At 57.0% G+C, this 15,204-nt stretch carries 11 protein-coding genes; 9 read left to right on the forward strand and 2 right to left on the reverse strand.

Annotated features, from left to right (window positions below; translation table 11 throughout):
* Window positions 1-11: 11 nt before the first annotated feature.
* The 9 genes from msbA to ACYQ2U_RS06245 are packed head-to-tail and all read left to right on the forward strand — an operon-like array spanning window position 12 to window position 11,705.
* The gene (gene msbA, locus ACYQ2U_RS06205) at window positions 12-1,793 is read left to right on the forward strand and encodes a lipid A export permease/ATP-binding protein MsbA (protein WP_459949486.1); all 1,782 of its coding nucleotides are present in this window, start codon (window positions 12-14) and stop codon (window positions 1,791-1,793) included.
* Window positions 1,790-2,845, forward strand: coding sequence for a glycosyltransferase family 9 protein (locus ACYQ2U_RS06210; RefSeq protein ID WP_459949487.1), 1,056 nt, complete (start codon window positions 1,790-1,792; stop codon window positions 2,843-2,845). Before msbA ends, ACYQ2U_RS06210 begins: the two co-directional genes overlap by 4 nt.
* Window positions 2,842-3,954, forward strand: coding sequence for a glycosyltransferase family 4 protein (locus ACYQ2U_RS06215; protein WP_459949488.1), 1,113 nt, complete (start codon window positions 2,842-2,844; stop codon window positions 3,952-3,954). Before ACYQ2U_RS06210 ends, ACYQ2U_RS06215 begins: the two co-directional genes overlap by 4 nt.
* Window positions 3,954-5,822, forward strand: coding sequence for an asparagine synthase (glutamine-hydrolyzing) (asnB, locus tag ACYQ2U_RS06220; protein ID WP_459949489.1), 1,869 nt, complete (start codon window positions 3,954-3,956; stop codon window positions 5,820-5,822). The genes ACYQ2U_RS06215 and asnB overlap by 1 nt, the downstream gene beginning before the upstream one ends.
* A gap of 23 nt (window positions 5,823-5,845) precedes the next feature.
* The gene (locus ACYQ2U_RS06225) at window positions 5,846-6,985 is read left to right on the forward strand and encodes a glycosyltransferase family 4 protein (protein WP_459949490.1); all 1,140 of its coding nucleotides are present in this window, start codon (window positions 5,846-5,848) and stop codon (window positions 6,983-6,985) included.
* A 1-nt stretch (window position 6,986) separates the two neighbouring features.
* Window positions 6,987-8,162, forward strand: a complete 1,176-nt coding sequence (locus ACYQ2U_RS06230) for a glycosyltransferase family 4 protein (RefSeq protein WP_459949491.1) — start codon at window positions 6,987-6,989, stop codon at window positions 8,160-8,162.
* An 8-nt stretch (window positions 8,163-8,170) separates the two neighbouring features.
* Entirely contained in the window at window positions 8,171-9,502 is a 1,332-nt protein-coding gene (locus tag ACYQ2U_RS06235; RefSeq protein ID WP_459949492.1) for an O-antigen ligase family protein, read from the forward strand.
* Window positions 9,499-10,650 carry a glycosyltransferase gene (locus tag ACYQ2U_RS06240; RefSeq protein WP_459949493.1) on the forward strand — a complete coding sequence of 384 codons (1,152 nt, stop codon included), beginning with the start codon at window positions 9,499-9,501 and terminating at the stop codon, window positions 10,648-10,650. The genes ACYQ2U_RS06235 and ACYQ2U_RS06240 overlap by 4 nt, the downstream gene beginning before the upstream one ends.
* The gene (locus tag ACYQ2U_RS06245; protein ID WP_459949494.1) at window positions 10,647-11,705 is read left to right on the forward strand and encodes a glycosyltransferase family 9 protein; all 1,059 of its coding nucleotides are present in this window, start codon (window positions 10,647-10,649) and stop codon (window positions 11,703-11,705) included. The genes ACYQ2U_RS06240 and ACYQ2U_RS06245 overlap by 4 nt, the downstream gene beginning before the upstream one ends.
* On the opposite strand, the gene ACYQ2U_RS06250 is transcribed toward ACYQ2U_RS06245, so the two are convergent.
* Entirely contained in the window at window positions 11,688-12,362 is a 675-nt protein-coding gene (locus tag ACYQ2U_RS06250) for an FkbM family methyltransferase (protein WP_459949495.1), read from the reverse strand. The genes ACYQ2U_RS06245 and ACYQ2U_RS06250 overlap by 18 nt on opposite strands.
* A 36-nt stretch (window positions 12,363-12,398) precedes the next feature.
* Window positions 12,399-15,140, reverse strand: coding sequence for a DNA polymerase I (gene polA / locus ACYQ2U_RS06255; protein ID WP_459949496.1), 2,742 nt, complete (start codon window positions 15,138-15,140; stop codon window positions 12,399-12,401).
* Between the last annotated feature and the right edge of the window lie 64 nt (window positions 15,141-15,204).

The following is a 15,204-nucleotide window of genomic DNA, read 5'->3' on the forward strand; positions in this document are numbered from 1 at the left end:
TTTCCCCCGTCATGGCGACACCTTCTTCCTCTTCCGACCACCGTCGTTCCGCAGAACTCTATCGCCGCCTGCTCGGCTACGTGCGCCCCTATTGGCGGACCTTCGTCTTCGCCTTGCTGGCCATGGCGGCGGCGGCGGCCACCGAACCCCTGTTCCCTGCCTTGATGAAGCCCCTGCTCGACGGCAGTTTCGGTGCTGGCAGCAGTTGGGAATTGTGGACGCTACCCTTGATGATCGTCGGCGTATTCATGCTGCGCGGTTTGGTGGGGCTGGTGGCCGACTATTCCCTGTCCTGGGTGTCCAACAAGGTGGTGCTGGACTTGCGCAACGCCATGTTCGGCCGCTTGGTGCAATTGCCCACCAGCTATTTCGACAACCAGTCCTCCGGCGTCGTCATGTCCCGCATTGCCTACGACGTCACCGGCGTGACCGGCGCCGCGACCGGCGTCCTGACCACCATGGTCAAGGACACCCTGGCGGTGGTGGGTTTGCTGGCTTGGCTGATCTACCTGGATTGGATGCTGACCCTGGTGGCCCTGGCCATGATCCCCCTGATCGCCTTGGCGGTGCGTGGCTTCAGCAAGCGGCTACGGGAAACCAGCCGCGCCCTGCAAGCATCCATGGGCGACATCATGCGGGTGCTGGACGAGAGCATCGAAGCTCACAAGGTGGTGAAGATCTTCGGCGGCCAGGAATACGAAAAACGCCGTTTCCTCAACGCCAATGCCGCCCAGCGCGGCTACGCCATGCGCGGCACCCTGGCTGCCGCCGCCCTGGGGCCTATCGTTCAGACCTTTGCCGCCATCGCCTTGGCGGTGATCATTTCCCTGGCCCTGCACCACTCCCGCGACGAAGGTGCGACCGTGGGCGGTTTTGTTTCCTTCATCACCGCCATGCTGATGCTGTTGGCGCCGCTGAAGCGCCTGACCGACGTCAACGCCCCCTTGCAACGGGGCTTGGCGGCGGCGGAAAGCGTGTTCGCCTTGATCGACGAGACGGTGGAAGACGACAGCGGACACGAGACCTTGGGCCGTGCCCAAGGCGATGTGAATTTCGAGCAGGTGGTTTTCCGCTACCCCGGTGCCGAGCGCAATGCCCTCGATGGCGTCAGCTTCCATATCAAGCCGGGTGAAACCGTGGCGTTGGTGGGCTCATCGGGGAGCGGCAAAACCACCTTGGCCAATCTGATGCCCCGCTTCTACCATGCCCAGGGCGGCTGTATCCGGGTGGACGGTCATCCCCTTGAGACGCTGACCCTCAAGAGCCTGCGGGCCAACATCGCCCTGGTGAGCCAGGACGTGGTGTTGTTCAACGATACCGTTGCCGCCAACATCGCCTACGGTGTGCTGGCGGATGTGAGCCGCGAGCAAATTCGCGAAGCCGCCCGTGCTGCCCATGCCCTGGACTTTATCGAGGCGATGCCCGAGGGTTTCGATACCGTGATCGGCGAGAACGGCGTCAAACTTTCCGGCGGTCAGCGTCAGCGACTTGCCATTGCCCGTGCCCTACTCAAGGATGCGCCCATTTTGATTCTGGACGAAGCCACCTCGGCCCTGGATTCCGAGTCGGAGCGCCAAGTCCAGGCGGCCCTCGACGTGCTGATGAAAAGCCGCACCACCCTGGTGATTGCCCACCGCTTGTCCACCATCGAGAAAGCGGACCGGATTTTGGTCATGGCCCAGGGGCGCATTGTCGAAAGCGGCACCCACGACGAGTTGCTGGCCCACGCAGGCGTTTACGCCCGGCTCCAGCATCTGCGTGAGGACGGCACTGTCACTGTGGGCGAACAATGACCGACGGTGTGGTCCAGTTGGAAGCCCCGCAACGCTTGCTGGTGATTATCGTCGCCCGCATCGGCGATACTTTGTTGGCTACCCCGGCGATCCGGGCTCTGGCTAAACGTTATCCGACGGCCCGAATCACCGTGCTGGCACATCCGCAGCGAATTGCCTTGCTGCGGCATCTTCCCTTTATTCATGAGCTGGCACCCATTACCAAGCATCGGGCAATCTGGCAGGGTCATTTTGCACGTTGGCTTGGTCGATCGTTCGATGCCGCTTTGGTGTTTGGTCATGATCAACCCTTGCTGGCCTATGCTCGGCGGGTGGCGCGCTATGTGGTGACCGAGGCCGACGAAGCCGTGACTTCGGGGCGCACGGGTTGGTTGTTGGTGCCGTCGACGGCGGGTGCCGAGCATGCGGTTATCCATCGCCTGCGCTGGGCGGCTGCTGTGGATGCGCCAGCGGATGGCAGACAACTGGCATATGGGGTGACAGCCGAAGAGCGTACTGAGGCAGGCCAGATGCTGGCGGGGTTGTTAGGCCCTCGCCAGGCGCCAGTGCGGTGGCTGGGGTTGCAACTGCAAAGTTTTCCCACCAAGGCCTATCGGGATTGGCCCGTCGGCCATTTTCATTCCTTGTTGGAAAAACTGTTGCCTGCCCAGCCTGATCTGCGCGTGGTGGTACTTGGTGACAGGGCTTCCGCCCAAGCGGCTCAGATCTTGGTTGCGGCATTTCCCGAGCGAGTGTTCAGTCTTGCTGGGCGCCTGGCTTTGCGTCAGACGGCAGCCGTCATGTCTCAGTTGAGTGTCTATTTGGGCGTTGATACCGGCCCTACGCATTTGGTTGGCGCTCTGGGTGTTCCGATGGTGGCCCTCTATCACTGCAAGCATCCGGGGCGGTATTTGGCGCCCTTGGATCATCCAGCTTTGACGGTCATCGAACACCCCGCTTCCATGGCGGAATGTGGTGAAGATCGCACCATGGCGGAGATTTCTGTGGCTCAGGTTTATCAGGCCCTCAGTCCGTATCTGGGCTTAGCGGCAAACGGCGGCGTGGCGGCATGATGGCCATGCACATTTTGCATACCGAGTCTTCTTGCGGCTGGGGCGGCCAGGAGATTCGTATCCTGACCGAAGCCGAGGGCATGGTGCGACGGGGCCATCGGGTGACCCTGATTTGTCCCGAACAAGCCCCTATCAGCGCGGCTGCCCGGCAGCGGGGTTTGACCGTGGTGAACTTGCCCATTGCTCGCAAGTCCTGGCGTGGTTGGTGGGCGTTGCGTGCATGGTTGGCCCGTCATGGTGCCGAGGTGACGGTGATCAACGCGCACAGTTCCACGGATACCTGGATGGATGCCTTGGCCTGTGCAACGCTGCGTCGGCCTCCACCGTTGGTGCGGACCCGTCACGTGTCTTCCCCCATCCATGACAATGGGCCGACCCGTTGGTTGTATCAACGGGCATCCCGACATGTGGTGGTGACCGGAGAAGCGTTGCGCCAGCAGCTTCATCGGGACAACGGTTTTGCTTTGGAACATATGACGTCGGTACCTACCGGCATTGATCTTGGCCGTTTTCAACCGGCGCCGCGGTCTGCCAGCCGAGCCGACCTGGGCCTGAAGGAAGCACCGACCCTGGGTATTCTCGCTACCTTGCGTAATTGGAAGGGGCACGCTTATTTGCTGGAAGCCTTCGCTGCACTGACCAAAGACTTCCCCCAATGGCGACTGTTGGTGGTGGGTGATGGCCCTCAGCGCGCCAATCTGGAACGCCAGGCAGCGACGTTGGCACTCACGGAGCGGGTTGATTTCGTCGGCAACCAGGAGCAGGTGCAGCGCTGGTTGAACACCATGGATCTTTTCTGTCTGCCCTCCTATGGGGACGAAGGGGTGCCTCAGTCCATCATGCAGGCCATGGCATGTGCCTTGCCAGTGGTGAGCACACCGGTAGGGGCTATTGCGGAGGCAGTAGTGGATGGGGAAACGGGACAGATGGTGTCGCCCCGGGACAGTAATGCTCTGGCCCAAACATTGGGAACGTTGATGGGCGATGAGGGACTGCGGCAAGTCTATGGCGCTGCGGGTTTGCAACGGGCCCAAGCGCGATTCGGCATCGATCGCATGCTCGATGCGATGGAGACGGTCTTTCTTCGTTATGGTCGGAGGGCCGGCTGATGTGCGGTTTTGCGGGCTTTTTCATGGCACCCGGTGCCCCATTGCGCAGCCCGCAACAAATGGCCGCCATGGTGGCCCAGCTGCGTCAACGCGGCCCCGATGCTCAGCACGGGGTGGCCTGGAACGCTGAGGATCAGCGGGTTGAGGATCATCCCCTGCCCCTGGCGCCTGCCCGCAGGGCGTTGCTCCATGCGCGGCTGGCCATCATTGATCCCACACCTGAGGCCGATCAACCCATGGTCAGCGATGATGGGCAGGTCTGGCTTTGCTACAACGGCGAGGTTTATGGCTGGGAATCCGCTGCCCGGCGTTTAGTCGCCGATGGCCAAGTCTTCCGTACCCGTGCCGACACGGAATTCATTTTGCGCGCCTATTTGCAATGGGGCTGGGAGAAGACCCTGGCCCAATTGCGGGGCATGTACGCCATTGCACTTTACGACCGTCGGATCGGCAAGGTTTTCCTTGCCCGGGACGCGATGGGCAAGAAACCCCTGTTATACCGGGTGGCGGAGCATGGGGCTGATCGTGGATTGATTTTCGCCTCCACGCTGCGGGCATTGCTGCCTGCTTTGACGAGTAATTGGCAATTTTCTCCATCCGCCATCGACGCCTATCTGGCTCATCGCACTATTCCCGCACCCAATACCGTGGTGGAAGGGGTGCAACGTCTGCCGAATGGGCATTGGGCTGTCTATGATTTGGCCACCCACCATCTGAGCCTACATGCCCAGCCAGCCATCGAACCGCGGCAGGGGGACTGGCAGGCCAGTCTGGATGAGGCGGTTGGTTTACGTACGGTTGCGGATCGACCGGTGGGTCTGTTCTTGTCCGGTGGTGTTGATTCGGCGGTGATTGCCTCCCGTCTGGTGGCGCGAGGGCAAAAGCTCAAGGCTTTCACAGCGGCTTTTCCCGGCTCCAGCCTGGATGAAACAGCAGCGGCGACCCGCACGGCTACCCTGTTGGGGCTGGAGCACGAAGTTGTGCCCGTACCGACAAGCATACGGGATGATTTTCCGGCGATTGTCGCCGGACTGGATGAACCGTTTGCCGACCCTTCAGCGATTCCGCTTTGGTATTTGGCCCAGGCGGCAACCCGGGAAGTGAAGGTCGTCCTGTCCGGCGATGGCGGGGATGAATTGTTTGCCGGATATAAACGCTATCGTCAGCATCTGCGCAGTGCCTGGCGACGGGGATTGCGTTGGCCCATGGCGTGGAAACCTGCCTTGGAGGATCGTGGCTGGCCGAAGTTGCGGCAGGAATTGGCAATGGATTGGCGGGAGGCTTACTGTCTTCGCTTTTCCGGATTTTCCCCAGCCCAGCGTTGCTTCCTCCAGCTCGGACTGACTTCCTTGCCAGCGACCCATTGGCGTCTGCCACCGCAAGACCCATCCCCTTTGGCATCTCTCTTGGCGATTGATATGGCCAATTATTTGCCAGAATACATTTTGCGCAAGGCCGATCTGACCACCATGGCCCACGGGCTCGAATGTCGCTCTCCCTTGTTGGATACTGATTTCTATGCCCATGTGCTGGCCTTGGCTCCGACGCAGCGTTTCACTCAACCGGCCAAGCAATTATTGGCGACGGTGATGCCACCATCGCTTGCCGAGGCTTTGTTTTTAGGAAAGAAACATGGTTTCAATCCCCCCTTGGAAAACTGGTTGCGTGAGGATCTGAAAGATCGATGTGAGGGGTTGGGCGTGCGTCTGTCGCAATTGGCACCGGATAATTTCGATGGCATTGCCGTCGACCGTTTTATTGAAGCCTACCAGCAAGGTAACGATGCCTTGGCGGAAGGTGTTTTGCAATTACTGTTGCTTGATGAGTCGTTGAGGCAACTGTCTGCTTTTTGTCGTCAACCCACCTGAGCAAGCTACGCGGAAGTCAGACCATGAAGATTGCATTTATCGATGTAACGGTCACCGTGAGCTATGGTGGCATCCAGACCGCCGTCTGGGAATTGGCGCGGGCACTTTACGACGCAGGTCATCAGGTCGATGTTTTTGGTGGCGAGGGGAACATTCGTCCGGAACTACAGGGTCGGTCGATCGGGGTAAAGGTTTTTCCCTTCACGCCCCGAGAAAAAGTTTTCGATCTGGGCTCCCGTTTTCGCCGAATTGTCGAGAGATGGACCTTTGCGCAGCAGGCGAGGCAAACGGTGATCGATGGTCAATACAACTGGGTGATATTGACCAAGCCATTCGATTTCTTCTGGCCCCGTTTGATGCCAGAGGGGCATTCCACCCGTTTTGCTTTCATGAGCGGTGGTACGGATTTCTTCCGGGGTGACAGGTATCTTGCTAAAAGAGTTGATGCCTGGGTCGCTTGCAGTCATTTCAATGCTTGGCAAATCCAGCATCATTACAAGCGCTTCCCTGATGTCATGTTCAATGGTGTGGATGTCAGTCGATTCACTCCTCAAGCGAGTGGTTCTGTTGGCGATGAGCGGGCTGCCTTGCGTCGCGGATGGGGAGTCGTTGATACCGATGTTTTGTTTGCTTTTGCTGGGCGCCTGGTGGGCTGGAAGGGCTTGTCGGTGGCGGTTGAAGCGATGGCTTCAGCGGTGTTGGCTACCCTGCCAGCCAAATTGTTGATTGTGGGGGCTGGCAGTGATTTACCGCGTCTGCGCGAGAATGCTGCGCGCTGGAATCTGGGAGATCGCGTCATCTTTCAGGAGCCCGTATCCCATCAGCGTTTGCCCGACCTGTATCGTGCGGCCGATGCGGGGGTCTTCCCCAGCATCGGTGATGAGGCCTTTGGTATCACTGTGGCTGAGGCCATGGCCTGCGGTTTACCTGTTATCGCCAGCCATATTGGCGGGATTCCCGAGGTAGTGGGGAATGAGGGCAGTTGCGGTTTCTTGGTACCGCCAGGCAAGCCAGGTGCGTTGGCCACAGCTATGGCGCGGTTGGTTCAGGATTCGGCTTTGAGAAAAAAGCTCGGCTTGTCAGCCCGCGAGCGCATCGTTGCACAATTCACTTGGCAAGATGCCGCTAAACGTCTTTTGGCTGCCTTATCGGAAAGCCGCTGAGATGAATCTGCTCTACCTTGATATCCATCCGGTGCCTGACATCCAGCCAGAGTCTTTACAGATTCTGCAAACCTGCGATGGGTTGGCCGCGCAAGGGATAAAAGTAACGCTGGTAACGCCCCAGGCACACCAAGACGCCGAAACCATTCTGGGCCGTCCCGTTGCGTCAGGATTAACCTTGCGGGGTTTGGCCGTACCCTGGATCAGTCGTCACTTGTTCCCCCGATCATCCCGCTGGTTTTATCGTGCGTGCTGCCGTGAGGTTCAGCGCTCGAAGGCAGATGTGGTTCTGGTGCGCAATTTGAAACTGGCAGAGGCTCTGCTGGCCAGTGGCATCGATACCCCACTGGTTTTCGAGACCCACGAGATTTTTGCTACGACCTACGCCGAAGCTCATCCCCATCCCAACGCCAGACAACAACGAAAGTTGCGGCAGCTGACGCAACGGGAACAGTGGGTTTATGAACGGAGTGCAGGTCTGATCGTCCTGACGGAATTGCTGCGGGACGATATTCACCATACTTATCCCACCCAGGCACCGATCTGGGTGGCACCGGATGGCGTCGACTTTTTCTTGGCAGATAATGCGCGCCGTTCTCGTCCACCCAATGTCCCCCCGATCGCCTTGTATCTCGGCAGCTTGCATCCTTGGAAAGGGGTGGAGACGGCCCTGCGTGCGTTGCCTTTAGTCCCCAACATGGTTCTGCATATTGCCGGTGGCACGGAGTCTCGTATCAACGAACTCCGGACCTTGGCGGCATCGTTGGGTATTGAGCATCGAGTGAAATTGCTCGGCCCGGTGTTTCCTGGCGAACGTTTTCGTTTAATCAATGACGCCGATGTTTGCCTTTTGCCCCTTGCCCAGACGAGTATTGGCGCGCGTTATACCTCTCCATTGAAGCTGTTCGAATATATGGCCATGGGGAAGGCCATCGTGGCTTCCGACCTGCCCTCATTGCGAGAGGTATTACGACCGGGTGTCAATGCTTTGCTAACGCTACCGGGGGATGCACAAGCACTGGCAAAGGAATTGACCCGTTTGTCAGAGGATATGAAATTGGCCGAGGCACTGGGAAAGCAGGCGTTACTCGATAGTCGCCGCTATGGATGGCAGAACCGGGCAAAGGGTATCGCTGGTTTTCTTGACGTGCTGCTCAAGGGGAAAGAGCCGTTATGAGTGTCGGAATGTTTTCAAACGGCGGGACTTGGCGGCTAAGTTTGCAATGGTTGCTGCTTTCTGGCCTGTTGTTCGTGTGGTCAATACCGGGAACGCTTGCACTCCGCAATCTGCTCATCGTTGCCTTGGCACTCAGCTTGGATTGGCGGCCCTTACTTTCTTTGAAGGGGTGGCGGGAGCTGCCAGCCGCCATGTGGGCTATTGGTGGATTGACGCTGGGAATTTTGCTCCATAGTCTGATCTTGTCATCGGATACTCAGTGGTCACTCCGAGAGTTTTCCGGGCAATGGCTTAAAGCTTTGTTGCTGTTGGTAATGGGGTTCCTGCTTGCCAGGCAGGCTGCTCAATCAGATCACAAAGACAGATTGTTAGGGCTGGTTGCTGCATTGCTCTTCCTACCCGTGATGCTAACGTTGTTGGATGCCTGCTGGTTGTGGTGGCAAGATGGTGCCATTCCTTTTGGCATTGCCCGATTGACGGGCAGTCGCACGGGAACCAGCTATCTCAATAATTTGCTCCTGGCTTTCCTTGCGACGGATTTGCTTGTGCGCGCCTGCCGAAATGATAGGCCTCTGCTGCCTTGGCCGCTGCCATGGGTCTTGGTCGTGGGAATTCTGGGGGTCTTGTGCTCATGGTTGCTGGCGACCCGCAATGGCAACATCGGTATTTTGTTCTTAGCGTTCTCATCTCTGCTGCTTTATTTGATTCATCATTGGCAGCAATTACCTAAACGACGTTTGATGGCCTTTGTTTTACTCAGTGCCGCGGTTTTGGTGATTTTTATCTTGGTGAGTTATCGGACTGATGCGCGTTGGTCCCGTTTCTTGGAAACGGTACCAATGGCTTGGGACATTGACCATGATGATGCATGGCGCAAGCCTCTCAATGAGACGAACCAAATGCCGACCCTGGATGACGGCGAAACTGCAGAAGGCTCGGCCTATCTACGGCTCGCGTTGATTCATTCGGGCCTTCGTTTGGTGGCGGAATATCCCTTGGGCGTTGGCTATGGGCGCACTGCCTATGGCCATGCCATGACGCTGCATTTCGGCGAGTCAGATACAAGGCATAGCCATAGCGGTTTGCTTGATTGGACCTTGGGGTTGGGCATTCCAGGTCTATTGTTCTGGTTATGTGTGCTTGCCCTGCTGTTTCGTCATGGGTGGCGGGCTTGGTTCCTGTGGCGCAGCCCGGGTGGGCTGCTGTTGATTTTCCTTGTCAGTGGTTTTTTTGGACGCTCATTGCTTGATAGCAATATGCGGGACCACATGCTGGAAATGGCATTCTTTTTCTTCGGCCTGCTTTTAGCCCCTGTTGCCGAACAGCAGAATCAAGCATGAAAAGTTGTTGGCAGATCAACTTGCAAACCGGCTTTGGGGGTGGCGAGGCCTATACCGTTTTTCTGACCCATGCACTTGAGGCTTGTGGCGTTGTATCCAACATCGTGATTTCTCAGCAGGCACAGTCATGGCAGCATGTACTACCAGCATCGACACGGCTTCATAAGGTCGTAACCGCAGAGCAAATACCTGCGCTGCTGCCTGCCGAGAAAAGTTGGATATTGAGTCACGGTGGCTTATCGGCAAGCATTGCACAGCATCTTGCTAACCGGCACTGCCTCACTGGTATTGCTCACATGCCTCTGTATGGTCGGCGTGCAGACGGGTTTGTTCATCATCAGCGTGTCTATGGAGTGTCTGCTTACGTCAGAGACAGTCTGCTTGCTTTTTTACGGGCTGACCAAGTGTATCCAGAACCTCTTTACGGTATTGCTCGCATTGATAAGTCCTCGGCGACGACGACAGTTCTGCGTCAGCAATCTCGTTACGATTGGGACCAACGAAAGGTGAGGGATCGTCTATTGTGCTGGCTGGAGCCGTTGATAGAACCATTAGTATCTCGGCCACTTTGGCATAAACGAGACGGCATCACCCTTGGTATTGTTTCGCGGCTAACACCAATTAAACAGTTCCCTTTGCTTTTTTCCTTGTTAGTGCCCAAATTATTGGCGCGTCCTGAATTTAATCTGGAAATTTTTGGAGCCGGCGGCTACGCTTCCGTTCGTGACTTATCTCGTGTGCTTGCACCATTGGGCAAGCGAGTGCGTTATTGGGGGCACCAGCAAGATGTCAGGGCTGTTTACGAGGAACTTGACTACATGCTGACGGGTTTGCCTGAGAAGGAGGCGCTAGGCCTGAACGTTATTGAGGCGCAAGCATGTGGTTTACCCGTATTAGCAATTCAGGCACCACCATTTAACGAGACTGTGTTGCCTGGGCAAACGGGCATACTTTATCGTGATCCTCGTGAAGACAATGGCACTGACTTCTTGCGCGTTTTGGACGTAATCGCGGCCAAAACTAATTTCTTTAGCAGTTCGTTAGAAATTCAACATCACCTTGAGCGTTTTACGGCCGATGCGTTTCGCAACCGTATTCGTACTTTACTGTCAGACTCGCCACTATCTTTCTTGGCTGCGCAATCATGAAGCTGAGCATTTCACCAAACCCGAAATTCCTGATTATTCGTCGGGACAATATCGGTGATCTTGTTTGTACGACACCGCTCATTCGACGGTTACGGGAAAATTTTCCCGATGCGACGATTGATGCTTTAGTGAACAGCTACAACGAACCGGTGCTGGAAAATAATCCAGATGTGAACGGGGTGTACGCCTATACCAAAGCCAAACATCGGCCGAAAGGGAAAACAGTACTTGGCGTGTACTGGGACCGGCTGAAATTGATTTTCCATCTGCGGCGGAGTCAGTATGACTTTGCCATTGTTGCCAGCACGCATTTTCTGCCCAAGCCACTGGCATTGGCACGTCAAGTGCGCCCGCGACATATTGTTGGTTTTGTTGAAGGAAAACATCCGGCAGAGCGATACATAGATGTGCCAGTTCCCTATGTGAAGGACCGACCGATGCACTTAGTGGAAGAGTTGTCGGCTCTATTACAGCCCTTAGGGATAGAGGGTGGGGTGATGCCACCTATGCGTGTATTCGCGGCTTCGGAAGAGATAGCTATTGCTCGAGCAAGGCTCATGGCGCAAGGTTGGCTGCCGAATAAAAAAACAGTGGCGGTCCACATTAGTGCTCGAAAGGTGCCGCAGCGCTGGCCAACTGAGAATTTTGTGGCATTGATGAAGACCTTAAGAGCGGAGTTCGATGTTCAATTCATACTATTTTGGTCGCCAGGAAATGAAGATAACCCCTTGCACCCCGGAGACGACCAGAAAGCTTTGTTGATACAAAATGAGGCTCAGGGCATGCCTCTTTATCCTTTTCCCACTCATACGTTGAAAGAATTAATCGCGGGACTATCGTTGTGTGAAAGCGTGGTGTGTTCGGACGGAGGGGCGATGCATTTAGCAGCGGCTTTAGGTAAGCCGATCGTTTGTCTTTTTGGAAACTCAGATGCAACCGTTTGGTATCCGTGGGGAGTGCCTCATCGTCTTCTCCAAAAGACAAGCAGAAGGGTAAGTGATATCTCCAAAGATGAGGTTTCGGATGCTTTCAAAGACCTAATCGCTTACTCTTGAAAATAAGATATCAATTTGCACTATGTTTCCATTTTTCCTGTGGATCTCACATATAGCAGTAGGTGTGAATCCAAGATTGCGATAGGTTTCAAGGTAGTCGCCAATATTGGGGGCGCCTAGATTGTATTCAGTAAATGGGGTTTCACTAAGTAAGAGTTTGGTGTTCGCTAAGACAGAACTACCTCCTTTAAGAATATCAAGCTCTGAACCCTGAGTATCGATCTTTACAAAGTCAGGTAGTGGAATTTGATGCTCTTTGACTATGTCATCAAGTCGCAACGTTCTCAATTTTTTCTCTTCATACTGCCCCGACCAAGTTTTTTCTTTGTAGAAAGAGTCCCCGGTCCCATCCCTAGAGAAGAAAATTTTCTCTTCACTTTTGTCGGAAAGAGCGCAAATTTGATACCAATATCCCGTTTTTTCGAGATGGGGTTTCATTGCGGGGTTGGCTTCAAAAAGATAAATTTCCGATTTCGGCATCATGTTTTTAATTTCATGTGCCCAAGTGCCTTGGTTGGCGCCGATATCATAGATGGTCTTAATATTCCCTCTGCGATATTCCTGCATGAGATGTTCTTTTAAAGAAGCTCGTAAACAATAATTTTCGTGATTCTTTCGTAGTCCCCAGCCATAAAATCGACGCAGCAAACCAGACATGAGTTTTCCTTTAGTTTTTGTTGATGAGTAAGCGAATCAGTGGGCTATGTCCCAGTTGTTTCCTGTTCCTACCTCGGCCAGTAACGGCACTGAGAGTTTAGCCACGCGGCCCATCAGATTTGGCAATTGTTGTCGAATTTCTTGGAGCTCGCTTTCAGGCACTTCCAGTACCAGTTCGTCATGGACCTGAAGAATCATCCGTGAGCGTAGTCCACTGGCATCCAGCCAGCCTTGTACGGCAATCATGGCCATCTTGATCAGGTCCGCCGCCGTGCCCTGCATCGGGGCATTGATGGCGGCGCGTTCTGCGCCTTGGCGGCGGCCCACGTTGCTGGATCTGATTTCCGGCAGCCAGAGGCGGCGGCCAAAGACGGTTTCCACATAGCCCTGTTCCCTGGCCGCTTGGCGGGTTTCTTCCATGTAACGGGCGACGCCGGGGTAGCGGGCAAAGTAGCGTTCCATATAGCTGGCGGCGGCGCCTCGCTCAATGCCCAGTTCCTTGGCCAGGCCGAAGGCACTCATGCCGTAGATCAGACCGAAGTTGATGACCTTGGCGGCGCGGCGCTGGTCCGGTCCTACCTCAAGCGGTGTGATACCGAAAATTTCCGCCGCCGTGGCCCGGTGCACATCCTCGCCCTGGGCGAAGGCTTTGAGCAGGCCTTCGTCGCCGGAGAGATGGGCCATGATGCGCAATTCGATTTGCGAGTAGTCGGCCGAGACGATGACATGGCCGGGGGGCGCGATGAAGGCCGAGCGGATGCGTCGTCCTTCCGCCGTGCGGATGGGGATGTTCTGTAGGTTGGGGTCGCTTGAAGCCAGTCGTCCTGTGGCGGCGACGGCTTGGGAGAAACTGGTGTGCACCCGGCCCGTGGTGGGGTTCACCATCTTGGGCAGCTTGTCGGTGTAAGTGCCCTTGAGTTTGTTGAGGCTACGGTGCTCCAGCAACAGCTTGGGTAGGGGATAGTCCTCCGCCAGTTGGGTGAGCACTTCCTCGTCGGTGGAAGGACCACCGGAGGGGGTCTTCTTTACCACCGGCAGGCCCTGGTGGTCAAAGAGGATCTCCGCCAGTTGCTTGGGAGAGGCCAAATTGAAGGGCTGGCCCGCCAGGGTGTGGGCTTCCTGTTCCAGTTGCAGCAGGCGGCGGCCCAGTTCGTCGCTTTGTTGGGCCAGGGCGAACACGTCGATCAGTACGCCGGTGCGTTCCATGCGATAGAGCACTTCCGCCACGGGGAGTTCGATGTCCCGGTAGAGCTTGTCCAGGGCAGGAATGGCTTTTAACTGCGGGGTCAGCACATCGTGCACGCGCAGGGTCACGTCGGCATCTTCGGCGCCGTATTCGGTGGCTTTTTCCACGTCCACCTGGGCGAAGGAAATCCGCTTTGCGCCCTTGCCGGTGAGGTCGTCGTAGCTCAGGGTGGCCAGACCGCAATGGCGAGCCGCCAGGGCGCCCAGGTCGTGGCTCTTGTCGCTTTCCAGCACGTAGCTTTGCAGCAGGGTGTCCTCGGCAATGCCGCGCAGTTCGATGCCATGGTTGGCGAACACGTGGCGGTCATACTTGAGGTGCTGGCCCAGCTTTTTGTGCTCGGCGGATTCCAGCCAGGGTTTCAGTTTGACCAGCACCTCATCCAGGGGCAATTGGTCCGGCGCGCCGGCATAAACGTGGCCCAGGGGAAGGTAGGCGGCTTCGCCGGCCACGGTGCTGAAGGAAATGCCCACCAAGCGGGCCACCATGGGGTCGAGATCGGTGGTCTCGGTATCCAGCGCGGTCAGGGGTGCGGCGCTGATCTTGGCGATCCAGGCGTCCAGCAGATCCCAGCTGTCGATGCGGACGTAATGCTTGCAGTCGTTCACTACCAAGGTAGGCGCTGGCGCCACCTCTTTGGCGGCGTAGGGCTGGGCCGGCGAAACAGAGGGTTGCAGGGGCGCCATGCCCCCGTTCTGTACTTCCTTGAGCCAGGTCTTGAACTCCAGGCGGCCGTAGAGTTCGGCCAGGGCCGTGTTGTCGTGGTCCTTGGGTTGCAATTCGGTGAGCTGCAGCGGCAAGTCGAGGTCGCAGGCGATGGTGACCAGCTTCTTGCCCAGGGGCAGGAAGTCCAGATGCTGGCGCAGGTTCTCCCCCACCACGCCCTTGATCTCAGCGGCGTGGGCCACGATCTCGTCCAGACTGCCGTATTGGGCCAGCCACTTCACGGCAGTCTTGGGGCCTACCTTGGCGACGCCGGGCACGTTGTCCACGGTGTCACCCATCAGGGCCAAATAGTCCACGATGCGTTCTGGCGGCAGGCCGAACTTGGCCTCCACCCCGGCCGGATCGAGCACTTCGTTGGTCATGGTGTTCACCAGCCGGACATGGCCGTTCACCAACTGGGCCATGTCCTTGTCGCCGGTGGACACCACGCATTCGATGCCGCTATCGGTGGCGTGGCGGGCCAGGGTGCCGATCACGTCGTCGGCCTCGACGCCGTCAATCATCAGCAAGGGCCAGCCCAGTGCCCGCACGCAATCGTGCAGGGGCTCGATCTGGACGCGCAGATCGTCGGGCATGGGCGGGCGGTTGGCCTTGTACTGGGGATACCAGTCGTCGCGGAAGGTCTTGCCCTTGGCGTCGAACACCACCGCCCGGTAATCTGCCTTATAGTCGGCCTCAAGGCGGCGCAGCATGTTGATCACGCCATAGACTGCTCCTGTCGGCTCGCCGGCGCGGTTGCGCAGATCGGGCAGGGCGTGGAAGGCGCGGTAAAGGTAGGAGGAACCGTCGACAAGCAGGAGCCGGGTCATGCCGTTTCCTTGGCCGTTGAATAAATGGGCGAAAGCGGAACCGCGCGGTGCGCGGTGGCGACGG

This window comes from Denitratisoma sp. agr-D3 (assembly GCF_054658675.1).